At 72.4% G+C, this 23,824-nt stretch carries 24 protein-coding genes and 1 other RNA gene; 11 read left to right on the top strand and 14 right to left on the bottom strand.

What is annotated here, in order from left to right; translation table 11 throughout:
- Positions 1-110 precede the first annotated feature (110 nt).
- The gene (locus ASG32_RS24785; RefSeq protein ID WP_056531692.1) at positions 111-926 is read left to right on the top strand and encodes a 3'(2'),5'-bisphosphate nucleotidase CysQ; all 816 of its coding nucleotides are present in this window, start codon (positions 111-113) and stop codon (positions 924-926) included.
- A 42-nt stretch (positions 927-968) separates the two neighbouring features.
- On the opposite strand, the gene ASG32_RS24780 is transcribed toward ASG32_RS24785, so the two are convergent.
- Positions 969-1,205 carry a hypothetical protein gene (locus tag ASG32_RS24780; protein ID WP_026604544.1) on the bottom strand — a complete coding sequence of 79 codons (237 nt, stop codon included), beginning with the start codon at positions 1,203-1,205 and terminating at the stop codon, positions 969-971.
- A 216-nt stretch (positions 1,206-1,421) separates the two neighbouring features.
- On the bottom strand, positions 1,422-1,631 hold the full coding sequence (locus ASG32_RS24775) for a cold-shock protein (RefSeq protein WP_012322269.1): 210 nt from the start codon (positions 1,629-1,631) through the stop codon (positions 1,422-1,424).
- A 317-nt stretch (positions 1,632-1,948) separates the two neighbouring features.
- Here ASG32_RS24775 and ASG32_RS24770 point away from each other — a divergent pair, with 317 nt between their 5' ends.
- Positions 1,949-2,338: a hypothetical protein gene (locus ASG32_RS24770; RefSeq protein ID WP_020090673.1), complete on the top strand. Its 390-nt coding sequence runs from the start codon at positions 1,949-1,951 to the stop codon at positions 2,336-2,338.
- Positions 2,339-2,368: 30 nt separating this feature from the next.
- Here ASG32_RS24770 and ASG32_RS24765 read toward each other — a convergent pair whose 3' ends face one another.
- The gene (locus ASG32_RS24765; protein ID WP_012322267.1) at positions 2,369-2,572 is read right to left on the bottom strand and encodes a hypothetical protein; all 204 of its coding nucleotides are present in this window, start codon (positions 2,570-2,572) and stop codon (positions 2,369-2,371) included.
- 165 nt (positions 2,573-2,737) lie between these two features.
- On the opposite strand from ASG32_RS24765, the gene ASG32_RS24760 reads away from it, so the two are divergent.
- Positions 2,738-3,316: a type 1 glutamine amidotransferase domain-containing protein gene (locus ASG32_RS24760; protein ID WP_056531689.1), complete on the top strand. Its 579-nt coding sequence runs from the start codon at positions 2,738-2,740 to the stop codon at positions 3,314-3,316.
- 33 nt (positions 3,317-3,349) lie between these two features.
- Here ASG32_RS24760 and ASG32_RS24755 read toward each other — a convergent pair whose 3' ends face one another.
- Together ASG32_RS24755 and ASG32_RS24750 are read right to left on the bottom strand one after the other, a co-directional pair.
- On the bottom strand, positions 3,350-5,014 hold the full coding sequence (locus ASG32_RS24755) for a calcineurin-like phosphoesterase family protein (protein WP_056531687.1): 1,665 nt from the start codon (positions 5,012-5,014) through the stop codon (positions 3,350-3,352).
- A gap of 215 nt (positions 5,015-5,229) precedes the next feature.
- Positions 5,230-6,528, bottom strand: coding sequence for a L,D-transpeptidase family protein (locus ASG32_RS24750; protein ID WP_056531685.1), 1,299 nt, complete (start codon positions 6,526-6,528; stop codon positions 5,230-5,232).
- Positions 6,529-6,757: 229 nt separating this feature from the next.
- Here ASG32_RS24750 and ASG32_RS24745 point away from each other — a divergent pair, with 229 nt between their 5' ends.
- The 5 genes from ASG32_RS24745 to ASG32_RS24725 all read left to right on the top strand — a co-directional run bounded on the left by ASG32_RS24745 (position 6,758) and on the right by ASG32_RS24725 (position 11,519).
- On the top strand, positions 6,758-7,135 hold the full coding sequence (locus ASG32_RS24745) for a hypothetical protein (protein ID WP_056531683.1): 378 nt from the start codon (positions 6,758-6,760) through the stop codon (positions 7,133-7,135).
- A gap of 42 nt (positions 7,136-7,177) precedes the next feature.
- The gene (locus ASG32_RS24740; RefSeq protein WP_056531681.1) at positions 7,178-8,152 is read left to right on the top strand and encodes a DUF1775 domain-containing protein; all 975 of its coding nucleotides are present in this window, start codon (positions 7,178-7,180) and stop codon (positions 8,150-8,152) included.
- A gap of 37 nt (positions 8,153-8,189) precedes the next feature.
- Entirely contained in the window at positions 8,190-8,630 is a 441-nt protein-coding gene (locus tag ASG32_RS24735) for a hypothetical protein (protein ID WP_244492171.1), read from the top strand.
- A 43-nt stretch (positions 8,631-8,673) separates the two neighbouring features.
- Positions 8,674-10,809 (top strand): TonB-dependent receptor, encoded by a 2,136-nt coding sequence (locus ASG32_RS24730; RefSeq protein ID WP_056531678.1) that lies wholly within the window; start codon positions 8,674-8,676, stop codon positions 10,807-10,809.
- 179 nt (positions 10,810-10,988) lie between these two features.
- The gene (locus ASG32_RS24725) at positions 10,989-11,519 is read left to right on the top strand and encodes a DUF1465 family protein (protein WP_020090682.1); all 531 of its coding nucleotides are present in this window, start codon (positions 10,989-10,991) and stop codon (positions 11,517-11,519) included.
- A 66-nt stretch (positions 11,520-11,585) separates the two neighbouring features.
- On the opposite strand, the gene ASG32_RS24720 is transcribed toward ASG32_RS24725, so the two are convergent.
- Both ASG32_RS24720 and rpmE read right to left on the bottom strand, forming a co-directional pair.
- The gene (locus tag ASG32_RS24720; protein ID WP_056531675.1) at positions 11,586-12,368 is read right to left on the bottom strand and encodes a MetQ/NlpA family ABC transporter substrate-binding protein; all 783 of its coding nucleotides are present in this window, start codon (positions 12,366-12,368) and stop codon (positions 11,586-11,588) included.
- A gap of 355 nt (positions 12,369-12,723) precedes the next feature.
- Complete coding sequence (rpmE, locus tag ASG32_RS24715) at positions 12,724-12,972, bottom strand: 50S ribosomal protein L31 (protein WP_012322259.1); 249 nt, start codon at positions 12,970-12,972, stop codon at positions 12,724-12,726.
- A 240-nt stretch (positions 12,973-13,212) separates the two neighbouring features.
- Between rpmE and ASG32_RS24710 the strand changes: the two genes are divergently transcribed.
- Positions 13,213-15,057, top strand: coding sequence for an ABC transporter transmembrane domain-containing protein (locus tag ASG32_RS24710; RefSeq protein ID WP_020090684.1), 1,845 nt, complete (start codon positions 13,213-13,215; stop codon positions 15,055-15,057).
- Positions 15,058-15,129: 72 nt separating this feature from the next.
- Here the strand turns inward: ASG32_RS24710 and ASG32_RS24705 are convergent, their stop codons facing one another.
- The 7 genes from ASG32_RS24705 to ASG32_RS24680 all read right to left on the bottom strand — a co-directional run bounded on the left by ASG32_RS24705 (position 15,130) and on the right by ASG32_RS24680 (position 19,975).
- Entirely contained in the window at positions 15,130-15,576 is a 447-nt protein-coding gene (locus tag ASG32_RS24705) for a methyl-accepting chemotaxis protein (protein WP_056531673.1), read from the bottom strand.
- Between the two features lie 279 nt (positions 15,577-15,855).
- Entirely contained in the window at positions 15,856-16,869 is a 1,014-nt protein-coding gene (locus ASG32_RS24700) for a peptidoglycan -binding protein (protein ID WP_020090686.1), read from the bottom strand.
- Positions 16,869-17,858, bottom strand: coding sequence for a MotA/TolQ/ExbB proton channel family protein (locus tag ASG32_RS24695; protein ID WP_020090687.1), 990 nt, complete (start codon positions 17,856-17,858; stop codon positions 16,869-16,871). The genes ASG32_RS24700 and ASG32_RS24695 overlap by 1 nt, the downstream gene beginning before the upstream one ends.
- 207 nt (positions 17,859-18,065) lie before the next feature.
- Positions 18,066-18,884 carry a TIGR00282 family metallophosphoesterase gene (locus ASG32_RS24690; protein WP_012322254.1) on the bottom strand — a complete coding sequence of 273 codons (819 nt, stop codon included), beginning with the start codon at positions 18,882-18,884 and terminating at the stop codon, positions 18,066-18,068.
- A gap of 3 nt (positions 18,885-18,887) precedes the next feature.
- Entirely contained in the window at positions 18,888-19,505 is a 618-nt protein-coding gene (locus ASG32_RS24685; RefSeq protein ID WP_056531671.1) for a 5-formyltetrahydrofolate cyclo-ligase, read from the bottom strand.
- Positions 19,495-19,651, bottom strand: a non-coding RNA gene (ssrS, locus tag ASG32_RS32910) — 6S RNA. Before ssrS ends, ASG32_RS24685 begins: the two co-directional genes overlap by 11 nt.
- 69 nt (positions 19,652-19,720) lie before the next feature.
- On the bottom strand, positions 19,721-19,975 hold the full coding sequence (locus ASG32_RS24680) for a hypothetical protein (protein WP_056531670.1): 255 nt from the start codon (positions 19,973-19,975) through the stop codon (positions 19,721-19,723).
- A gap of 434 nt (positions 19,976-20,409) precedes the next feature.
- Here ASG32_RS24680 and ASG32_RS24675 point away from each other — a divergent pair, with 434 nt between their 5' ends.
- Positions 20,410-22,515, top strand: a complete 2,106-nt coding sequence (locus tag ASG32_RS24675; protein WP_056531668.1) for an exopolysaccharide transport family protein — start codon at positions 20,410-20,412, stop codon at positions 22,513-22,515.
- Positions 22,512-23,810 carry a VpsF family polysaccharide biosynthesis protein gene (locus ASG32_RS24670; protein WP_056531666.1) on the top strand — a complete coding sequence of 433 codons (1,299 nt, stop codon included), beginning with the start codon at positions 22,512-22,514 and terminating at the stop codon, positions 23,808-23,810. The genes ASG32_RS24675 and ASG32_RS24670 overlap by 4 nt, the downstream gene beginning before the upstream one ends.
- Positions 23,811-23,824 lie beyond the last annotated feature (14 nt).

Below are 23,824 nucleotides of genomic sequence, written 5' to 3'. Positions count from 1 at the left end.
CGGGTCTTCTCAGCCCGACCGGGTGAGCCCAAGCGGGCCCGGACGTCCGCCCGCCGGACGGGCGGGCCGGCGGGGCCCTCGCGGGCCGCACGGATTCCACGCGGAGCGCGATGCCAGAGCCTCTCACCGACGATGCCGTATCCGCCCTGATGCCGGAGTTGCGCGCCGTGATGCGCGAGGCCGCCGACATCGCGCGGCCGTTCTTCAGGCTCGGCGGGCAGACTTCGGCCCGCATCTGGTCGAAGGCCGGCGGCTCGCCTGTGACCGAGGCGGACGTCGCGGTCGATGCCTTCCTGAAGGTGCGTCTGAGCGCCCTCGTGCCGCGGGCGGCATGGCTGTCGGAGGAGACCGCCGACGACCCGGCGCGCCTCGGCCACGACCTCGTGTGGATCGTCGATCCGATCGACGGGACGCGGGCGTTCCTGTCGGGCCATCCGGACTGGTCGATCGCGGTGGCGCTCCTGTCGGGCGGCGAGCCGCTGATCGGCTTCGTCCACGCGCCGGTGGGCGACGCGGATTACGAGGCCGTGCGCGGGCGCGGCGCGACGCGGAACGGCGAACCGATCCGCGTCGATACCAGGCAGAGCCTGCCCGGCGCCCGCGTCACCGGCCCGAAGCCGATGCTCGACCGCCTGGCCCGGGGCGCCGGAGCGGACCCGGATTTCGAGGTGATCGCGCGGATCCCGTCCCTCGCCCTGAGGCTCGCCCGCGTGGCGGACGGGACGGTCGATATCGGGATGATTTCCGGGAATGCCCGCGACTGGGACCTGGCCGCCGCCGACCTCGTTCTGCGCGAGGCGGGCGGCGTGGTCTGCGATTTCTCCGGGGCGGCGACGCCGTACAATCGCGCCGACCCAGTGCACGGCGAGTTGCTCGCCGCGCCGGTGGGTCTGCGCGACCCGGTGCTCGCCGCCTGGGACCGCTGAGGCCGGAACCTCGGACGATCCCGCGGAGAGCGGATGACGACCTCAGGCCGTCGCGGTCTCGCGGATCTTCACCGCGGCGGGCGCGAGCCCGAGACGCTCGGCGAGATGCCAGTGGAGCTCACGCGGGGAGTGGTAGTTGTAGGACCGGTCGATCAGGTCGCTGAGATCCGCCCCGGTCTGGTCCGCGGTCATGGCCCGCGCCAGCTTGCCGACCCGGAAGGTCGGGGCATCGGTGACGGGGGAACGGACGCCGCGGCGCCGTGTGTACTCGAATAACATCACTGTCTTTTCTTTTCTGGACCGGACGTTGGCTGCGCCCGGCGTCGTTTCTGGGATATTGCCTCCGACGCGACCGGAACCCGGGCAGTCTCGCCCGGGCGGGCAGCGTCGGAAGGGGGAACCGCGTCTGGCGGCCGCTTCATGCGCCACCCGCAATCCTCAGTTGCACACTTCGGCGCACTGAGGGCGCGGGAGGCGCCTCGGAACCCGCGACGGTCAGGCCGCCTGCAGGTTGCCGGCGGCGTCCTTGCCGCTGCGCTTGTCCGTGAGGATCTCGTAAGCGATCCGCTGGCCTTCGATCAGGTTGCGCATCCCGGCGCGCTCGACGGCCGAGATGTGGACGAACACGTCCTTGCCGCCATCGTCGGGCTGGATGAAACCGTAGCCCTTGGTCTCATTGAACCACTTCACAGTGCCGGTATTCACGTAGTGTACCTCGTTCGTCCATAGGCCATCCGCGCGGCACGAGGGCCGCGTGATGCACCACGGTCTTTCTGGATTTGGCCAGTGTGGCGGGGCGCGAGGCGCTGAACCTTGAACAGCGTCAGCCTCGGTGGATAAGCCCCCCGAGGACGTATTTAGGCGCAGGCTGCGGCCGCAACAAGGCATGGGCGGCGTATCATCTGCGTCGCAGGCCGGGATCGGGAGCGGGCCGAGCGGCACCGCCCCCTGTGATTCCGGGCATTCACGATGCATATACGGAATGCGCTCAAGCAGTTAAGGCGCGTGGCTCTGGACGATACATGGCAGGCATCTCGGTCTCGCTGGACGGTGCGAACATCCAGCTCTCCTTCCAGAAGGATGATCAGGCGACGGCGGTGGTGATGGATGCCCGCGCCGCCCGGGCGCTGGTGCGCGCCGTCGGGCAACTCCTCACGGCGATCGACGATACGGACGAGCCCGACATGGCCGACGAGATGGGCGACGAGGAGGTCGCCATGCTCGACGTGACGTCGTCGGCCATCGAGGTCGGTACCGACGACGAGGGCCAGGCGGTGGTCGCCCTGCAGGCCGGCGCTCTGCCGCCGTTCCAGCTCCGCCTGACGGACGAAGAGGCCCGCCACGTCGTGACGAGCCTCTCCGAGATCCTCAATGCCCCGCGCGACGTGCGGACCTCGCACGGCGGTCACTGACGGCCGGGCGCTTGGCCGTCGCGAGCGCCGTCACATGCGCGTCCCGGGATCCGTCGGCGTGCCGGGGAAGATGTCCGGCTCGGAGCCCGGACCGCCGGGTTCGCCGATCCCCGGATCGTTCACCGGATAGGGCGTGCGCGGGCCGGTCGGGCCGATATCGGGCTCCTCTTCGGGCGTCGGTGGGGGCGGCGGCAGGTCGCCGGGCGTGGGCTCGGGAAGGCCGGGATTGGCCATGACGCGACTCCTGGTGGCTGGGATGGGGACCAACGGGCCGCCTTCGCGGGGGTTCCGATCACCGGTCCGGCGTCCGCTCCCGGACGCGGCCGGGCGGCGGAGGGCCGCGGGAACGGGCGGCACGAGCCTCCGTTAGCCGGGCAGATCCCCCGACCGGAGACCGCCATGCCCGACATCCGCCAAGCCAAGATCCTGATCCTCGCCACCGACGGCTTCGAGGAGAGCGAGCTGACCGTCCCGCAGGCCAAGCTGGCCGAGGCCGGCGCCGCGGTGACCGTCGCCGCCCCGCAATCGCGCCAGAGCAAGGGCACGATCCGCGGCTGGGACAAGACCGATTGGGGCCGGGAGGTCGCGGTCGACACCGACCTGGAGCAGGTCGACCCGGCATCCTACGACGCTCTCGTCCTCCCGGGCGGCCAGATCAACCCGGACAAGCTCCGGCTCGAGCCCCGGGCCCTCGCCCTGATCAGGAGCTTCCTGACCTCCGGCAAGGTCGTGGCCGCGATCTGCCACGCCCCGTGGCTGCTGATCGAGACCGGCGCGGCCAAGGGCCGCGACCTGACCTCGTTCAGCTCGATCCGGACCGACGTGATCAATGCCGGCGGCCGCTGGCACGACAAGGACGTCGTGACCGATCACGGCATCGTCACGAGCCGCAATCCGGGCGACCTCGACGCGTTCTGCGCGAAGATCGTCGAGGAGATCCAAGAGGGTGGCCACGGCGCCCGCCAGCTGGCGGCGTGATTGGCGCGGGCGCCGGACGACCGGCGCCCGTGCTCAGCCGCGGCCGCGCTCGCCGGTGACTTCCAGCACCGTGCAGCCGCGGATCGGGCGGCCGTACTCGTCCGCGCCCTCCACGGTCACCCGGTGGGCGCCGGGGGCGAGGTCGTCCGGGAGCCGCGCCGTCCAGATATGGGTCGAGGGCACCGCCTTCACCCAGCTCTTCTTCGTCTCCGGGTAGCGCTCGTAGAGCTCGGTGACGAACGGGTCGGGGCGGCGGGTGCGCCCCATCGGCCGGGGCGGTGCGTCCCCGACCCGGAACGCGAGCCGCGTGCGCGGGCCGCCGTCGAACACGTTCACCACCAGGGTCGTGTCGGCGAGCGCGTCCTGCGGCACCGGCGGCCGCAGCCCCTGCACCGGCCGGGTCCAGCGCACCACCTCGGGCGCGCCGGCCCGCAGCTCGCTCTCGAACAGGATCCGCATGGTCTCGTCCGGCTGCCCCTGCGCGGCGACGTAGCGCGTCGTGTAGTCGGTGCCGCGGATCGACAGGACGTGGAACCCGTTCGGGGTGCCGTCGCGGCTGTCGGCCGAGGGGATGCCCGTGCGGGTGTCGGGACCGCTCCACCACGAGCCCGAGACGGCGGTGAGCACGTGATGGTGGTGCCCGTCGGCGAGGTAGTGGTGCTCGGTCGTGTGGGTGTGGCCGGCGAGGCTCAGCACCTTGCGGCCGGCGAGCAGGTCGAGGAGCGCGGCGCGGTCCGTGGTGTGGGTGCGGGGCTCTTCGGGGCCGGTCTCGGTGTGCAGGGGGATGTGCATGGCCAGCACGATCAGGTCGTCCCGCGGGATCTCGGCCAGGAGGTTGCGCAGGAAGGCCAGGCCGCGGTCGCCGATTCGGCCTCGGTAGGTGTTGGCGCCCACCGGCACCGGCGGCCCGAGCCACTCGACGTTGTCGAGCATCACGAACCACGCCCGGCCGTGCCGGAACGCGTAGGTCGGCGCGCCGAACACCCGCTTCCAGGTCTCGCGGCTGTAGCGCGCGTCCGGCGCCTGCATGTTGAGGTCGTGGTTGCCCGGCAGGCTGTACCAGGGCAGGCCGATCCGCCCGACGATCCGGTTGGACCGGCCGTAGAGCGAGAGATCGTCGAACAGCACGTCGCCTGTGGTCAAGCCGAAGGCGGCCGGGATCGCCATGGCGCGGGCGACCGCGGTGTCGCGCACGTGGTCGAGTTCGAACCGGCTCTCGGGCTGGGGATCGGTGAACAGCACGACGTCGAAGTCGTCCGGCTCGTCCGCCCGGGTCAGGGTGAAGTCGATCGAGGCCGGGAGCGGCCCGGTGGGCGCGAGGCCGCGATAGCGCAGGCCCAGCTCGGCGGGCGTGCCCCCGGGCTGGTGGATGTAGGAGTGGCGCGGCACGTTGTCGGCGTCGCGCGGCAGGGCGTAGCCCGGCGGCTTGATGACGAAGACCGCGCCGTCGCCCGACATCGGCAGGCGGTATCGGCCCCGCTCGTCGGTCCGCGCGATCTCGCGACCGTTGGACACCAGCACGCCCGGCAGCGGGACCGGCTCCCCGCCGGCCGCGTCGCGCGCGGAGACGATCCCGGTGGCCTCGGCGGCCTCGGCGGGCTCCTGCGCGCCGGCCCGGCCCGCGACGAGGCCGAGGGCGGCGGCGCCCGCCATGGTGCTCCGGCGGGTCAGGCCTCCGGGCTGGGTGTCGCGCGACATCGATGGCTCCTGCACGGCTTCGCGGCGCGGCGTCCCGCGGGAGGCCGGCAACCGGCATCCGGGACGCTGCCTGCGCGGCCAATCAGACGCGTTTGACCTCCGGATGACAGGCGCGGCCCCGAACGCGCGAGGCCCGCGCCTCGGCAGAGGTGCGGGCCTCGGATCGGGTTCGACGGGCGGGCGTCGCCGGGAGCGGCCGGCGCCCGCGGGTCCGACTACTCCTCGTCGCCGGGCTCGAAGGTCTGCGGCATCGGCTCGGCGCTGGCGACCGGGGTCGGCGCGCCGATGGTCGAGGGCACGTTCACGCCGTCACGCTTGTAGATGTCGTCGCGGAACTGGACGATGCCGTCCGGGGTCGACCAGGCGGTGATGTAGGTCCAGTAGACCGGCACCGGCTGGGAGATGTTGGCGTCGATGCGCTTGCCGCTCTCGATCGCCTCCTCGACCTTCTGTCGGTCCCAGCCGGGCGTGTCCTTCAGCAGCCACGTGATGTACTCGCGCACGTTCTGCACGCGCACGCAGCCCGAGGAGATGAAGCGGAAATCGTCGCCGAACACGCCCTTGGTGTTCGTGTCGTGCATGAACACGCCGTAGGGATTCGGGATGTTGATGCGGACGATGCCCATCGAGTTGAAGTCGGCGCCCGAATCCTGCCGGTAGGTGTAGCGGGTGCCCTCGTCCGAGAACCAGTTCACCAACTTCGGCGAGACCTCGGACCCGTTCGACAGGATCCGGATCTTGTTGTCCGTGAGGTAGTTCGGATCCTTCTGCATCTTCGGGATCAGGTCCTTCTTCACGATGGAAGCCGGGACCGTCCAGGTCGGGTTGAAATTGATCTGCGTCGCCTTGGTGTTCATGATCGGCGACTGGCGGTCGATCTTGCCCACGCCGGCGGCGTGGAGCGTGACGACCTGACCGTTCTCGACCGTCTCGACGAGCGCGGCCGGGATGTTGGTGATCACGAAGCGCCGGCCGAGATCGCCCGAGTAGGAGCGCAGGCGCACGACGTTGATCTCGAGCTGGCGCAGGCGCACGTCGGCGGGCACGTTCATGGCCTGCTGGGTGGCCATCGTCATCGCGCCGGTCTGGCTGAGGCCGTGCCGGGCCTGGAACCGCTTCACGCCCGCGGCAACGTACGAATCGTACACGCCCGAGCCGCCCGCGGCCGGATCGAGGTCGCCGGTGACGATCAGGCGCTGGCGGATGGCCGCCACGGCCGGGCCGCGCGAGCCGATCCGCAGGTGGTCGGCGCCGGAAACCTGCCGCCAGCCACCGCGGGCGACGATGTCCTTGTAGCGCTCCACCATCTGCTCGGTGGACGTCACGGTCTGGGGCGAGAGGATCGGCACCGTCTCGCGCTGCACCTGCATGCCGGCGGGTGAGGCGTAGTCCTGCGCCCACTCGGCCTGGGCATAGTTGCCCTGATCGCGGGCTTGGGCGCCGCCGATGCCGAGCGCGCCGAGGGCGGCGACGCCGAGGATCGCGGGGAACCGGTTTTGTGCCTTCTTGCGCATCGGTCGCTGGCTCTGGTCCGGGGTTCGTCAGGTCGTGACGGGAGCGGATTGTCTCGGGCGCCACGGTGTCGGGATGGCGTTAAGACTCCCTATCGAAGGGGCCGGAATGTGGCATCGCCGTGCGCCAGCGCACGCGGCGTCCCTCTGCGGCACCCTGGCAACAGCCATCGCCGCGCCGGTGTGGCAGGGATGCCATAGCGGTCCGGTTCGGACGGCGCGCGGGAGCAGCATGGATTCGGGCGAGGCCCTTTCGGATCGACGTGTCGGGCCGGCCCTGCGGGCCGTCGTCGCCCTGCTGGCGCTCTACGCCCTGCTGCTCCAGGCCTTTCTCGGCGGCCTGATGCCGATGCCGGCGGCGACCGACGGCCTCTGCGCGCAGCATGCCGACACGTCCGCTCCACCGGGCGCGCCCGTCCCCCACGACCACGGCGATTGCTGCACGGCGGCCCAGGCCACCGGCCCGGCGCTCCCGCCGCGCCCCCCGTCCGTCGGCTTCCGATGGGTCGCGACCGCGGACCTGCGGCCGGCCTGGCCCCTCAACCGGAGCGTCGGCGCCCGCGCGCCGCCCGGCACCATCGCGTCCCCGAGGGGGCCGCCGACCGCCTGAGCGATCACCACCTCTCGGATCCCTCAGGACGGATGTATTCCCATGAAGACCCTTGTCTCGGCCGCCCTCGGCCTCGGGCTGCTCGCCTCCGCGGCGCAGGCCCACGCGGTGCTGGAACGCAAGCAGGCAGCCCCCGGCGCCTCGTATCGCGGCGTCGTCCAGATCATGCACGGCTGCAACGGCAAGCCGACGACGCGCGTGAGCGTCACCATCCCGGAGGGCCTGATCGGCGCCAAGCCGATGCCGAAACCCGGCTGGACCCTCGCGACGACGCGCGGACCCTACGCCAAGACCTACGCGACCCATCACGGTACGGCCGCGGAGGGCGTGACATCGATCACGTGGAGCGGCGGCTCCCTTCCGGACGATCAGGTCGACGAGTTCACCTTCCTGTCGCAGGTCGCCGGCACCTTCGAGCCCGGCGCGACCGTCTACGTCCCGGTCCAGCAGGATTGCGCGGAGGGCAGCTATTCCTGGTCGGAGATCCCCAAGGCCGGTCAGGACGCCCACGACCTGAAGGCGGCCGCGCCGTCCTTCCGGATCGTCCAGGTCGCCCAGGCGGGCGGCGCGCCGGCCGCGGGGACGGCCGCGGCCGCGACGACCGTGAAGGCCGGTGACCTGACGATCGAGACCCCGTGGCTGCGCGCCACGCCGAACGGCGCCAAGGTCGCCGGCGGGTACGTGCGCATCACCAACACGGGGAGCGCGCCGGACACGCTCACGGGCGCCACGGTGCCGTTCGCCAAGAGCAGCGACATCCACTCCATGTCGATGGAGGGCGGCGTCATGAAGATGGCGCCGGTCACGAACGGCCTGACCATCAAGCCCGGCGAGACCGTGGAGCTGAAGCCCGGCGGCTATCACCTCATGTTCGAGGACCTGACCGGCGCGCCGAAGGCGGGCGAGACCGTCGCGGGGACGCTGACCTTCCAGCGGGCCGGCGCCGTGCCGGTGACCTTCACGGTGGCGCCGATCGGCGCGGGCGCACCGGGCGGCCAGCACCAGCACCAGCACTAGCAGCCCGGGACCGAGCTTCGGCCGCCGGGCGACAGTCGTGACGCGAGCAGATCCACGAGGCCGGGCCGCCGCGGCGCCCGGCCGTCGCGGCCGCGCGGACCTTCGGGTCGCCCCCGCGCGGCCGGCGCGCGCGCTCGCCCGGATCGTGGCGCTCCTCGCCCTCTACGCCCTGGCGCTGCAGGGCGTCCTCGGCGGCCTGGCCTCCGCCGCCGCGGGGCCGGACCACGTCCTCTGCCTCGCCGACGGCGGCCCGACCGATCCGGCACCGGCCGGCAAACAGCTGCCGGCCCCTCACCGCGGGGATTGCTGCGTCGCCTGCCACGCGGCCGGCGCCGCCAACCTGCCCGCGCCGTCGGCCGTCGCCGCCGTCCCGGTCGCCCGAGCCGTCGCGGCCGCCGCCCCCCGGCCGCGGCGCGTCGCCCTCCCGCGGGCGCCCCCGCGTCCCGGCCTCGGAGCTCGCGCCCCGCCCGTCGTCTGACCGATCGCCCCGCCTTCCCGATCGCCAGACACGGATCCACACCATGCCCCGCCAGTTCCGGGCCGGCCGACGCGCCGCGCTCCTGCTGTTCACCTGCGCGACGCCGGCCGCGGCCCAGGCACCGTCCGCCGCCTCGGTCACCCTGTCCGAACTCAGCGTCGTCGGCGCCGCCGCGACGGACGCGCCGTCGGACGAGACCCGCGGCTCGCTCTCGGTGCCGAGCGTCGACCGCCAGAGGGCCGCCCTCGCGGGGACCGTCGGCTCGGTGGCCTTCGTCGACGCCGCGGCCCTCCAGGATCGCTACACCAACACGCTCCGCGACGTGCTCAAGGACGTGCCCGGCGTCTACGTGCAGGAGCGCTACGGGCAGGAGCTGCGCCTGTCGGTCCGCGGCTCCGGCATCGCCCGCGCCTTCCACCTGCGCGGGCTGGAGTTGCTGCAGGACGGCATCCCGCTCAACCTCGCGGACGGGAGCGGCGACTTCTATCAGGTCGACCCGCTCGCCCTGCGCTCGGTGGAGGTCTACAAGGGCGGCAACGCCCTCACCTTCGGGGCGACGACGCTCGGCGGCGCCGTCAACGCCGTCACGCCCACGGCCTACACCGCGCTGGCGCCCAACATCCTGCGGGTCGACGGCGGCAGCTTCGGCACGATCCGCGAACAGGCGCAGATGTCCCGCATCGACGGGCCGCTCGACGGGCTGGTCAACGCGACGCTGACCAATTCCGACGGGTTCCGCGCCCACGAGGCCCAGGCCACGAAGAACTTCAACGCCAATATCGGCTACCGGATCGCCCCCGACATCGAGACCCGCTTCTATCTCGGCACCTACATCACCGATCAGAAGCTGCCGGGCACCCTGACCCTCGGCCAGAGCCTCTCGACGCCGACGCTGGCCAACCCGACGGCGATCACCGGCAACCAGTCCCGCAAGGTCGAGACGGAGCGGATCGCGAACCGCACCTCGTTCCTGCTCGACGTGGGCAAGCTCGACGTCGACACCTGGGCGATCCACAAGAGCCTGTACCACCCGATCTTCCAGGCGATCGACCAGGACGGCTGGACCTACGGGATCAGCCCGCACTGGGCCGGGACCTTCGATCTCGGCGGCTTCCGCGACGACGTGGTGCTGGGCTTGCGCGCCTTCGCGGGCCAGAACTCCGCGCTGCAATTCGTCAACGTCCGCGGTCAGCGGGGGGCGCAGACGCTCAACGCCCTGCAGAGCGCCTCGAGCGTCGAGGCCTACGGCGAGAACCGCTTCTGGTTCCTGCCGGACGTGGCGCTGATGACCGGCGCGAAGGCGTTCTCGTCGAACCGGACCTTCAGCGACAAGGGCGGGCTGCCGGGCAACCCGAGCCCGCGCTTCGCCGACGTGACCTACGCGGGCGTCAACCCGAAGGTCGGCCTGCTGTGGCAGCCGCGGCCCGACATCCAGATCTTCGGCGACGTCGTCCGGTCCCGGGACGTGCCGGACTTCTCCGACCTCGTGCAGCAGAACCTCCTGAGCACGACCTTCGTGCCCCTGCGGGCGCAGCGCGCCTGGACCTACGAGGCCGGCGCCCGCGGCCGCGTCGACCGCCTCGCCTTCGACGTGACGCTCTACCGCTCGGACCTGCGCGACGAGCTGATCAACTTCGCGACCAATCCCGGCCTCAACATCCCGGCCGCCACCTTCAACACCCCCCGCTCCGTCCACCAGGGCGTCGAGGCGGCGCTCACCCTGGACCTCGTCCGCGACCTCGCGGCGGCGGGCGACGGGCTCAGCGTGACCCAGATCTGGACCCACAACGACTTCCGGTTCGTCGGCGACCCGGTCTTCGGCAACAACCGCATCGCCGGGATCCCGGCGGACGTGCTGCGCACCGTCCTGAGCTACCGGCACCCGCGCGGCTTCCACGTCGCGCCGTCGCTCGACTGGGTGCCGCAGGGCGCCTTCGCCGATCACGCCAACACCCTGCGGGCGCCCGGCTACGCCCTGCTCGGCGTCGAGGCCGGCCTCGATCTCGCCGACGGCGTCGCCCTGTTCGTGGATGCCCGCAACCTCACAGATGCCCGCTACGTCTCGGACATCGCCGTGGTGGCGAACGCCGCCGCGACGGCCGGAGGGCCGGCCGCGCTGGCCGCCTTCTACCCCGGGAGCGGCCGCAGCGTCTTCGGCGGTATCCGCGCCTCGTTCTGAGCGCGGGTGCCGCCATCCGCGGCACTTCTCCAGATCCCGGGCGGCGGGTTAAGGTTAAAAAAACATGAACCCTGCTGTCCGGGCCAATCGGCGCTAGGATTGCGGCGTCGTCCGAAAGCCACGGACGGAGCGTCCCGGATCGGAACGAGCCGGGCCGTCGGACGGCACAGGAGAGGCAGATGAACGGCTTCGATGTCACGTTCCGGGACGATCAGGACTGGGTCGATTTCGGCAGGTCCTACGTCAACTCGGAAGCCTTCAAGGCGCTGTTCCGCGACGGGATGACCCTGGTCGAGGAGACGGCCGCCTATCTCGACGGCGAGGGCCGCGACGAGTCGCGCCTCGTGTCCCGGGACGCGACGCTCAGCTACGCGGCCGAGAGCATGCGCCTGACCACGCTGCTGATGCAGATCGCCTCGTGGCTGCTGGTGCAGCGCGCCGTCGCCGAGGGCGAGATGACCCCGGCCGAGGCCCTCCTGGAGAAGCACCGGGTCAAGCTCGGCACGGCCGAGCCGCCGAAGCAGCAGGATTTCAACCTGCTGCCGATGCGCCTGCAGCAGCTGATCCTCCGGGCCCGGCGCCTGCACAGCCGCATCCTGCACCTCGACGCGCTGATCGCCGAGGACCGGCCGACGCCCCAGCCGGTGGAGAGCCCCGTCGCCGCGCAGCAGGGCCTGCTGCGGATGGCGTTCCGGATGAGCGAGGGCTGAGCAAGAGCCGGGCGACGCTCCGGGGGGCGCCGCTGCCGCGCAGGGCCGGCGTGCCGGCCCCGACGCTCAGAACGCCGGGAACTGGCCCGGGAACTGCTCCTTCAGGATCTGGCGGATCGCGTCGTTCTGGAAGGCGCGGACCAGCTTCGGCACCCAGGGCTTGCCCGTGTCCGCCTCGCGGACCACGATGACGTTGTTGTAGGGGTTGTCGACCTTGGACTCGATCGCGATGGAGTCCTTGCCGGGGATCAGGCCGGCATCGACGGCGTAGTTGGTGTTGATCACCGCGGCGTCGAGATCCTCGAGGCTGCGGGGCAGCTGCGCGGCGTCGACCTCCTGGAACTTCAGGCGCTTGGGATTGTCGACGACGTCGAAGACCGTCGGCAGCAGGCCGACCCCGTCCTTCAGGCGGATCAGCTTCTCGGCCTGCAGCAGCAGGAGCGCCCGACCGCCGTTCGACGGGTCGTTCGGGATGCCGATCTGCGCGCCGTCCTTCAGGTCCCCGACGGCCTTGACCCGCTTGGAGTACAGGCCGATCGGCGTCACGATCGTCTCGCCGACGGGGACGATCTTGTAGCCGCGCGCCTTGATCTGGTTGGCGAGAAACGGCTTATGCTGGAAGGCGTTGGCGTCGAGGTCGCCGGACTGGAGCGCCTCGTTCGGCAGCAGGTAGTCGGAGAACACCACCAGGTTGATGTCGAGCCCGTCGCGGGCCGCGATCTCCTTGGCCTTCGCCCAGAGGACTTCGGCATCCCCGCCCATGATGCCGACCTTGATCTTGTCCGCGGCCATGGCCGGCGCGATGGCCAGACCGACCAGGGCGAGGAACAGCAGCAGCAGACGTCTCATCGGATCTCGATCCTAGCAGTGCGTCCGGAGAGCCTCGGCCCCCGGACAGGCGGGCCGCCCGCGCGGCGGAGTTCCGGCGAACCGCGGGTGACCGGGGAAGGATACGACGGCCCGGCCGCGCTTTGAATGCGCCGGCGGCGGCCGGACCCGGCCGCGGAGGCCGCGGGTGCGCCCCGACCGAGAAGAAGCGTTTCCGCCCGCCGGCCCGGACGCGCGGTTCGCGCCAAGATCCGGGCGATCTTCGCAAACCCGTCCTGTGGATAACGCGCGCGGCCGCGCGACGCCGCGCACGAAAACGGGCGGCCCCGCCAGGGACCGCCCGTCTCGAACAGCGTCGCCGTGACGGCTGCGGCGATCAGCGCTTGCCGAGGTTGCCGAACCGCGAGTTGAAGCGCGACACGCGGCCGCCGCGGTCGAGCATCTTCTGCTCACCGCCGGTCCAGGCCGGATGGGTCAGCGGATCGATGTCGAGATTGAGGGTGTCGCCCTCCTTCCCGTAGGTCGAACGGGTCTGGTACTCGGTACCGTCCGTCATCACGACCTTGATGAAGTGGTAATCGGGGTGCTCAGTCCCCTTGGCCTTCGCGGCCGCGTCCTTCGCCATGACCTTGGTCCCTGTCTGGCACGCCGGCGGGAAGCGCAGGAGGCGCCGCCCGGCCCGGAATGCGGAAGATGTCACCGGTTGCACCGAACCATGGGTTCGTGGCAACGGCACGTCCAAGCCGACCGTGGTGGCGGCCCGCGGCCATTGAACACACGCAATCGGATGAGCGGCGGCCTATACCGCAGCCGCTCCCCGGTCACAAGCGCCGCGGACCGGGAGAACGACAACACGTGAGGCGTGATGGCCCGTAAGACCAAGGCGGCCGCGGCCGGCCGACCCAGAGCCCCGCTGAGCGCCCTCCGGCCGCTCCTCCCCTTCGCGCTGCGCTACCGCGCGCGGATCGCCGCGGGGCTCGTCGCCCTCATCTGCGCGTCGGCCTCGACGCTGGTCGTCCCGATCGCCATGCGCCGGGTCATCGACCACGGCTTCACCGCCGACGGCTCGAACGTGATCGACGCCTATTTCCTCGCCTTGCTCGGCGTCGTCGCGGCCTTCGCGCTGTCGAGCGCGGCCCGCGTCTACACGGTGGTGACGCTGGGCGAGCGGGTCGTCGCAGACCTCCGCAGCGCCGTCTTCGCGCGGCTGACCCAGCTCGATCCGGCGTTCTTCGACCGGGCGCAGTCCGGCGAGATCGTCTCGCGGCTCACCGCGGACGCGACGCAGATCAAGTCGGCCTTCGGCGTCTCGGTCTCGATCCTGCTGCGTAACCTGTTCCTGTTCGTGGGCGCCACCGCCATGATGGTGGTGACGAGCCCGCGCCTGTCGGTGATGGTGCTGGCCGCGATCCCGATCATCGTCTTCCCGCTGATCGTGTCGGGCCGCGGCGTGCGCCGGCGCTCCCGGGCGGCCCAGGACCGGCTCGCCGAGGCCTCGGCCTACGCCGCCGAGGCGGTCGGGGCGGTGCGGACGATGCAGGCCTTCGGCCGCTCCGACTCGACGGCGGCCCGGTTCGCGGCGGCCTCCGAGGAGGCCTACGGCGCCGCCCAGGCCTCGATCCGGGCCCGCGCGCTGCTCACCGGCGTCGCGATCTTCCTGATCTCGGCCTCGGTGGTCGGGGTGATGTGGTACGGCGCCCAGGGCGTCCTGAACCACACGATGACGGGCGGCGAGCTCTCGCAGTTCGTGCTCTACGCCGTGTTCGGCGCCGGCGCCCTCGGGCAGCTCTCCGAGGTCTACGGCGACCTCGCCATGTCGGCCGGCGCGGCCGAGCGGCTCACCGAGATCCTCGCCGCGGAGCCGGCGATCCGCGCGCCGTCCCCGGCCCTGCCGCTGCCCGAGCCGGCCCGGGGCGCGGTGGCCTTCGAGGACGTGCGCTTCGCCTACCCCACCCGCCCGGAACACGCCGCCCTCGGCGGCCTCAGCTTCGCGGCCGCGCCCGGCGAGCGCATCGCCATCGTGGGCCCCTCCGGCGCGGGCAAATCGACGGTGTTCCAGCTGCTGCTGCGCTTCTACGACCCGCAGGGCGGCCGGATCCTGGTCGACGGCGCCGACATCGCCCAGGTCGATCCCGAGCGCCTGCGCGCCCGCATCGCCCTGGTGCCCCAGGACCCCGTCGTGTTCTCCGGCACCGTCACCGAGAACATCCGCTACGGCCGCCCGGAGGCCGGCGAGGCGGAGGTCCGGCGCGCGGCCGAACTCGCCAACGCGCACGGCTTCGTCTCGGCCCTGCCGCAGGGCTACGCGACCCAGGTGGGCGAGCGCGGCGTGACCCTCTCGGGCGGCCAGCGGCAGCGCATCGCCATCGCCCGGGCGATCCTCAAGGACGCGCCGATCCTGCTCCTCGACGAGGCCACCTCGGCCCTGGACGCCGAGTCCGAGCGCGCCGTCCAGGCCGCCCTCGCCACGCTGATGCAGGGCCGGACCACGCTGGTGATCGCCCACCGGCTCGCCACGATCCGCGCCGCGGACCGCATCCTGGTCCTCGACGACGGCCGCATCGTCGAGACCGGAACCCACGAGAGCCTGCTGGCCCAGGGCGCGCTCTACGCCCAGCTCGCGAACCTGCAGTTCACCGACGCGCTGGACGAGACGGCGCGGGGCAAGGAGCCCCGCAGCCGGGGCGAGCGCCTGCCGGTCGCCGAGTAGCCGGGCCGCGCCCGGAGCCGCCCGGGGCGGCGCCCGTCCGCGCGACGGATCGCCGGCGCCGGGTGCGCAGCCTCAGTGCGCGGACGCGGCCTGGCGCTGCCCCCGGGTCGCGGTATCCTGTGCCCGCTCCGCCGCGGCCTGGATCTGGCCGACCTGGGCCACGATCGTGTCGGTCGCCCGCACCATCTGCCCGGCCAGGTCCCTGACCTCCGCGGCCGCGGCCGCGAAGCCCCGGCCCTCTCCGCCGTCGCGGGCCGCCTCGATCGCGGCCCGGAGCGCCATCAGGCTGGTCTGACCGGCGATGCCGGCCAGGAGGCCGGTCGCCGCGTCGGCCGCCGCCGCGGCGGACGCGGCGTCGTCCGCGGCCGCCACGCCCGCGTGCAGGTCCGTCAGCCCGTCCTCGAAGACCCGCACGGCCGCGGCGATCGCGCTGGCCTCGTCCCGCAGGGCGACGTGCGGCCGGGGGTGATCGTCGGCTCCGGGCCGAACCGCGTTCAGGGACAGGCTGAGCTTCGACATCGATACGGTCTCCCTGGATCGGCCGCACCATGGGACGTCAAGGATAACGATGCGTTAATCCAGCAGAGCTGCGGCGCGCACAGGAGAAATCGGCGCCCGCCGGAACAATTACCGCCTATCTCTTCCGGATTCTGGTGTTCGAAGCTCTCGTAAGACGATCGGATGCTGGCCTGATCGGCACATGCACCTGGGAATGCGGAGCGAGATCGCCGCGAAACTGGTCACCGGACGCGGGCCGCGCGCCGACACCCCCTGCGGCGCCGCGGCGGTCCGACAGCGCTAGCGCTCGGTGAGCTTCATCTCGATCCGGCGGTTGCGGGCGTAGGCTTCCTCGGTCGCCCCGGCTTCGAGGGGCTGGAACTCACCGAAGGCGCCCGCGAGGAGGTGCTGCGGCGGTATCCCCTTGCCGGCGAGGAACTGCACCACCGCGATGGCGCGCGCCGCCGAGAGCGACCAGTTCGACGGGAACTGCGACGTGCTGATCGGGCGCGCGTCGGTGTGCCCGTCGACGCGGAGCACCCAGGGCAGATCCGCCGGGATCTGCTTGGCGAGCTCCGAGACCGCGCCGGCGATGCGGTCGAGCTCCGGCCCGGCCTCGGGCTTGAGGGTCGCGGAGCCGGCCGGGAACAGCACCTCGGATTGCAGCACGAAGCGGTCGCCGACCACGCGGATGTCGGGCCGGTTGCCGAGGATCTGCCGCAGGCGGCCGAAGAAGTCGGACCGGTAGCGGGCCAGCTCCTGGACCTTCTGCGCGAGGGCGACGTTCAGCCGGCTGCCCAGCTCGGCGATCCGGGCCTGGGATTCCTTGTCGCGGCTCTCGGAGGCCGCGAGGGCGTCCTCCAGGGCGGCGAGCTGGCGGCGCATGGCGCTGATCTGCTCGTTGAGCAGGTCGATCTGGGACTGCGCCCGCCGGGTCGCGCCACGCTCGGTCTCCAGCTGCTTGTCGAGGGTGCCCGCCGCGCCCTGGCTGACCGTCGCGGCCTCGGCCTGCACCTTGGCCCGGTCGCGCTCGGCCTCGACGCCGGCGAGCGTCGTGCGGAGATTGCGGGCCTCCTCCTCTTGGTTGCGGCGGTTCGTCCGCTCCAGGGCGAGGAGGTCGGTGAGGTCGGCGATCTGGCGGTTGAGCCTGGCCAGGGTCTCGTCCCGTCCGGTCAGCTCCTGCGACAGGAAGAACTGCCCGACCACGAAGACCGTGAGCAGGAAGACCACCGACAGCAGCAGCGTGGCCAGCGCGTCGACGTAGCCGGGCCAGACGTTGAGCGTCCGCCGGGTCCGGGTCGCCGTGGAGGCCACTAGACGCGCTCCCGGCCAAGCCGGTCCAGCACCTGCTTCAGCTCGCGCTCGCGGCTCGCCTGCGCCTCGACCCAGTCGCGGATCATCTGCTGCTCCGCGCGCATGTGCTGGACGAGGCCCTGGATGCCCTCGGCGAGGTTGGTCATCGCCTGGGTCGCCGCGCGGCTGCCGCCGCCCTCGGCCACCAGGGCGCTCAGGCGGTCGACCGCCTCCTTCAGCTCCTGCGTGCCGGCGGCCGGCCGCGCCGCGGTCGCCGCCGCCGCGACCGGCGCCGTCTCCGGAGCTGCCGCGCCGGACATCAGCCAGTCCTGCAGCTCGTTGTGGAACCGGGCATGGGCCTGGCCCGCCTGAAGTTCCAGGAAGCCGGTGATCAGCGACGAGGCGAGGCCGAACAGCGAGGCCGAGAAGGCCAGACCGATGCCCGAGAGCGGCACCGCGAGGCCCGATTTCAGCTCGTCGAACATCACGCCGGCATCGCCGCCGCCGCGCATGCCCTTGATGACGCCGCCGACTGCCGACAGCGTGTCGATGAGGCCCCAGAAGGTGCCGAGCAGGCCGAGCAGGATCAGGATGCCGGAGATGTAGCGCAGGATCTCGCGGCCCTCGTCGAGGCGCACCGCGATCGTGTCGAGGTAGCCGGTCGTCCCCGGCAGGGTGGCTCCGCCGGCCCGCGCGGCGATCATCGGCGCCATCGGCGCCAGCAGGGCGGGCGGCTTCTTCACCTGCGCGCCGCCCGCGACGGCGTTGACGTAGGCGGTCTCGCGGAACAGCCGGACGACCTGCCCGAAGGCGATCAGGACGGCGATCAGCAGCACACCGAGGATGAGCCCGTTGAGCCCGGGATTGGCCAGGAAGGCCGGTGTGATCTGCCGGAACAGAATGAAGGCCAGGAAGCCTACAAGGATCAGGAAGATGACCATCCGCCCGAGATAGATCCCGGGCTGTGCCAGCGGCCCATTCTTGTCGTCGCCGGTTTCTCGGGCGGCCATCGATCGTTCTAGCCTGATCTCACCACGCGGCAGCCGGCCATCGGCGCCCCTCGGGGGGCACTGTGGGGGTAGGCCCGCACGCGATCAAGTCTCGGGAAGGTCATCGCGGAGCTATGCCCAGGCCGATCGAGACCAGTCCCGCACAAAAGGCTTAGCGGCCCGCGACCGCCTTACGCCAAACCGGCATCCACCGGGCCGGACAGGGCGCTAATCCCAGAAATGCGGCGCGGTCTCCTCGAGATTCGGCCCAAGGCGGAGGGCCGCGACCCGCGTGGCGAGGCCGCGCGCGTCCGTCTCCACCGCGATGCCGCACAGGGTGCCCTCGCCGACGGCGACCTCCCAGCGGGAACCGGGCGTCTTCTGGATCATGCGGCGGATCGGCTCGTCCTTCTGCATGCCGATCACCGAATCGTAATCGCCGCACATGCCCGCATCCGACATGTAGGCCGTGCCGCCGGGCAGGATCCGGTGATCCGCCGTGGGCGTGTGCGTGTGCGTCCCGACGACGAGGCTCGCCCGGCCGTCGAGGTAGTGGCCGAAGGCCTGCTTCTCGCTCGTCGCCTCGGCGTGGACGTCGACGATCACCGCGTCCGCCGCCGCGCCGAGGGGGCAGGCGGTGAGCTCGCGCTCCACCGCCGCGAAGGGGTCGTCCATCGCGTCGAGGAAGACCCGGCCCATCACGTTGACCACGAGGACGCGGGCGCCGCCCTGGGTCTCCACGACTGTGGCGCCGCGGCCCGGGGTGCCGGGCGGATAGTTCGCCGGCCGCACCAGGCGCGGCTGGCGGGCGATGAACACCATCGCCTCGCGCTGGTCGAAACTGTGGTTGCCGAGGGTGACCGCGTCGGCGCCCGCCTGGATCAGCTCGTCGCAGATCGTCTCGGAGATGCCGAAGCCGCCGGCCGCGTTCTCGCCGTTGACCACCACGCAGTCGAGGCGCCAGCGCTCCCGGAGCCGCGGCAGGTGCTCGCACACCACGGTGCGGCCCGAACGCCCGACGACGTCGCCGAGGAAGAGCAGGCGCATGGGTCAGGCGGTCCTGTCGCAGCGGATCACGCCGGCTTCGGTGATCACGAACTGGAGGGGTCGATCGTGCGGCTCGGCCGGCACGCGCGCCACCTCCTGGGCGGCGAAGCCGATGCCGACGGTCAGGACGGGGTTCGTCCGGGACAGGCGCGCGATCGCGCCGTCGTAGTAGCCGCGGCCGTACCCGATGCGCTGCCCGGTCCGGTCGAAGGCCGCGAGCGGCACGATCAGCGCGTCGGGCTCCACCGGCGGCAGCGACGGGTCGGGCTCGCTGAGGCCGAACCGGCCGGCGACGAGGGCGTCGCCGGCGCGCCATTCCCGGAACACCAGGCCGTCCGGCGTGACGTGCGGCAGGGCCACGGCCTGCCCGCGGGCGCGCAGGCCCTCGGCGGCGGGCCGGGGATCGACCTCGCTGCGGATCGGCCAGAAGGCGCCCACGAGACGGGCCTGGGCGAGCTCGGGCAGCGCGAGGAGCGCGGTCCCGATCGCCGCCGAGGCCGCCTGCCGGGCCGCGGGATCGAGGGCGTCGCGGGCGGCGAGGGCCGCGGCGCGGAGTTCCGCCTTGCGGGCGGCGTCCGGAGCCTCGGTGCCGGTTCTGGGAGAGGTCGGGTGCGGAGCCACGTGAGCCGTTGGAGGATCGATCCCGGGAAACCTACAGCGTAGGTGGGCGCCGTGTTGGCCAAGTCCAGGGACGAGGCCAGGGACAGCTCCCGAGGGAGTCGATAAGGCCCCGGGGATAGTGCTCCTGACGAACTCTGCAGCCCCGCTCCCATCATGTAGCGGTCCCGGCGCGTTCCCGCCAGGGCCGCGCGCCGCAAAATCCGCGGGCCGATCCGTCAGGCCGGCCCGCCCGCCCCGTCCTTCGTCCCGGCGGCCCGCGCCCGGGCCACCGCCAGGATCGCGTTGCGGCCCTCCTGGTCGGCGATCGACTGCCACAGGCCGATCAGCTCGCTGAGCTCGGCCAGCGGGCGCGGCGCCGGCGCCCCGAAGAAGGCGGCGAGCGGGACGCCGGTCGCGACCGCGATCCGACGCAGGCGGGCGCTGGCGTCGCGCCGGCCGCCGCCCCGGTCCTCGACGCCGATCGCTTCCATGGCAGAGCACCTGAATTAGAGTACAGACCGCAGCTTGAAGCGATTGTTGCGTCTCGGAAGAGCCAATACAATTTATCCGATCGGGGAATAGAGCAGCCCGAAGGCGTTATCCACGCCGATGTCTGAACGCATGGGTCTGGGTCGGCGGGCGCTGCGGCAGCGCGGCGTGCGGGACATCCGGACGGTCCCTCGGCGGCCCGCCGCGATGCGACGCCGCGTCCGCGCCGCCGACACGCTGCAGCAACACCGGGACCGCGATGAACGAGGCGTGCGCGGGAGCGCGCCGCGCGGATTTGATTTACCACGCTCCCAGTCATCCGGGCCGCTCGGGCGCGGATCGCGGTCCCGATCCATTGTCAGGAGGCTGCGCGACTCTTGCAGTGGGGAAGGCACCCGCGAGGGACCGACCAGGTTTGAGACGACGGTGACCGATCGTGGCACAGATCGACCATAACATCGCTGTCGCGACGTGGCTCACCCCCGTGCAGCCGGCCCATCCCGTGCGTCCGGGCCCCAACCGTCCCGACACGACGGCCGAGCTGGGCGACCTGTGGCGGATCCTGTGGCGGCGCAAGCGGCTGGTCCTCGGGACGGCGCTGCTCCTCGGCCTGCTCGCCCTCGCCTACGCGCTGATCACGCCCTCCCTCTACACTGCCACCGCGCAGATCCTGATCGATCCCCGCGACCGCCAGGTCGTCTCGAACGACGTCAACCCCGCCGGGCTGTCGCCGGACGGCGGCATCGCCCAGGTCGAGAGCCAGGTGAAAGTGATCGAGTCGGACGCCGTGCTGGGCCGGGCGGTCGATCAGGTCGGGCTCGCGACCGCGCCGGGCTTCGGCGCGCCGCAGGACGGCGTCGTCACGCGGGCCCTCGGCGAGCTCCGCGCGCTGGTGGCCGGGCCGAGGGCGGAGCGGCCCGTCGACGCCCGCGGCCGGGCGCTGGACCAGCTGCGGCGGCGGCTCGCGGTCAAGCGCGCCGACAAGGTCTTCGTCATCGATCTCGTGGTCACCACGACGGACCCCGACCTCTCGGCGCGGATCGTCAACGCCATCGCGAGCGCCTACCTGACGGACCAGACCGACGCCCGCTCGGACGCCGCCAAGCGCGCCGCGGGCGAGCTGCGCGGCCGCCTCGACGAGCTGCGCAACGCGGTCAACGTCGCCGACAAGAAGCTCGAGGATTACAAGGCGCGCAACGGCCTGATCGCGTCGAGCGGCCGGCTCGTGAACGAGCAGCAGCTCACCGACCTGAACGCGCGGCTGGTCGCCGCGCGGGCGCGGACCGCCGACGCCAAAGCGCGGCTCCAGGGGATCCGGGAGGCGCGCGGGCAGGCGATCGGGTCCGGAGCGATGCCGGAGGCGGTCCAGTCCTCGGTGATCGAGCGCCTGCGCGGGCAGTACGCGGAGCTCGCCGCCAAGGAGGCGGACCTGCGCACCAATCTCGGCGAGCGCCACCCGTTCATCGCCGCGGTGCGCGCCCAGATGCAGGACGTCCGCCGGCTGATCGACGCCGAGCTGAACCGCATCGCGGGCGCGGCGGAGACCGAGGCCCAGCGCGCCCAGGCCAACGAGCGGACCCTCGCGGCGGAGCTGGAGCGCCTGCAGCGGCAGTCGGCGGTGAACGCCCAGTCGTCGGTGCAGCAGCGCGAGCTCGAGCGCGAGGTCGACGCGGCGCGCTCGGTCTACAACGCCTTCCTGGTGCGCGCCCGGGAGATCAAGGAGCAGACCAGCATCGACAGCTCGAACGCCCGGATCATCACCGCGGCGCGGCCGCCGCAGGATCCGAGCTGGCCGCCGCGGCTGATCCTGGTCGCCGCCGCCCTCGCGGGCGGCCTCGGCCTCGGCGCCGGCCTCGCGCTGACGCGGGAATATCTGGCGCCGACCGTGCTCTCGCCGCGGCAGCTGGAGCGGCTGTCGAACGCCCCGGTGGTGGCCGTGCTGCCCGGCCTGCGGCCGCGGGGCGCGAGCGCGAGCGCCGCGAGCCTCACCCTCGACCACCTGGCCGCGACCTCCGGCGCGAGCGGCCACGCGCTGGCGCTGCTCGTCACCTCGGGCGAATCCGACGAGGCCGAGCGCCAGGCGGTGATCGGGCTGCTCGCCGCGGTCGCCGTCGCGCGCGGCGACCGCGTCCTGCGCGTCGACGCCGACCTGCGGGCGGACGGCTCCGGCACCGGCGGCCTCCTCGACGTGCTCCGCGGCGAGCAGAGCCTCAACGCCGTGACCCGGACGGACCCGGCCTCCGGCGCCCGCCGGGTCGGGCTCGGCGACACCGAGAAGCCCCTGCGCGATGCCCTGACCCCCGCCAATGTCGAGCGCTTCATCGCGGGCGTGAAGGGACGCTTCGACCTCGTGCTCGTCGACGGCGGCGTGCTGACCGAGAACCTGCGGCTCGGTCCCCTGGCGGCCGCCGCCGACCGGCTGCTGCTCGTCGCCTGCAACGGCGCGACGCGCCAGCGCGACCTGATCGACCTCGTCGACACGTCGGAGGCGCTGGGCCGGCCGATCTCGGGCTCCCTGCTCCTGACCCGGCGCAAGGCGTGAGGACCCTCCGGCAGACCGGCTTCGCGCGCCGCCACGATCCGGCGGCGCGCACGGGTCCGGTGCTGCGCGCCCTGCTGCGGGCGGAATCGGTGGCGCTGTCGGTCTGGGCCCTGCTCCTCGTCGGGGTCTCGGGCGGCCTCCTGTGGGTGCTCGGCCTCAATTACGAGGGGATCACCGGCTCGGCCGCCTCGAAGATCCACCCCGCAACCTACTTGGCGGTCGTCCTGATCGGCTGGACCCTGATGCGCGCGGGCAATCCGGTGATCCCGGTGGCCGGGGCGCTGAACCGGCGGCCGGCCAGCGTGCTCCTGGCCGCCTGCGGCGTGCTGCTCCTCGCGCTGATCGCGGCCCGGGGCGGCGCGGGCCTCGCCGGCTCCATCGACACCTTCGTGCTCGCCGGCCTCGTCCCGATCCTCCTGATGGACCGGGACGCCGAAACGCTCGGGCGGCTGGAGACGATCTTCCACCTCGTGATGCTCGCCAACGCCCTGCTCGGCCTGTTCGAGCTCGCGAGCGGCCAGCGTTTCTTCCCCTACCGGTTCGACGGCGTGGCGTTCGAGTCCGACACCCGCTCGGCGGCCCTCCAGGGCCACCCGCTGGCCAACGCGACCATGACGGCGTGCTACATCCTGGCGCTCGCGAAGGGCGGCGGCCGCCTGGCGCCGATGCCGCGCGCCGCCATGATCGTCCTCCAGCTCGTCGCCCTGGTCACGTTCGGGGGCCGCTCGGCCACCGTCACGACGCTGATCCTCGGCGGCGCTGTCGGGCTCGTGTCCCTGAACCGCACCCTGCGCACCGGCCGCGTCCCGCTGGCGGCGGCGGCCTGCGCGTGCTTCGCCCTGACGCTGCTGCCCGTGCTGGTCGCGGTCCTCGCCTCGGCCGGGTTCTTCGACACCCTGCTGGACCGGTTCGTCTCGGACGGCGGCAGCGCGCAGGCCCGGGTCGACATGCTCACGGTGTTCGACGCGATCCCGTTCCGGCAGCTCCTGCTCGCCCCCGACTTCCTGCAGGTGAACACGCTGCGCCGGATCTACGGCCTGGAATGGGGCATCGAGAACTCGATCATCTCGGCCGTGCTCTACCACGGCATCCTGGTCACGGGGGTGCTGGTGATCGCGGTGGGGCTCTACCTCGCGGAGATCGCGCGGGATTGCCGGCGCGGCGTCTGGCTCCCGATCCTGGCCTTCGTGATCCTCGTGAACACGTTCGAGGGCCTCGCCGGCAAGACGACCCTGCTCGCCAAGTTCGCCCTGATGCTCATCGTCCTGTTCCCGCCCCTTCCGCGCCGCGGCTGAGAGGGCCCGAGCCG

The organism is Methylobacterium sp. Leaf361 (genome assembly GCF_001424445.1).
Taxonomy (GTDB): domain Bacteria; phylum Pseudomonadota; class Alphaproteobacteria; order Rhizobiales; family Beijerinckiaceae; genus Methylobacterium.
Note: the sequence above shows the minus strand (reverse complement) of the source record. Positions and strands in the feature narration are given on the sequence as shown.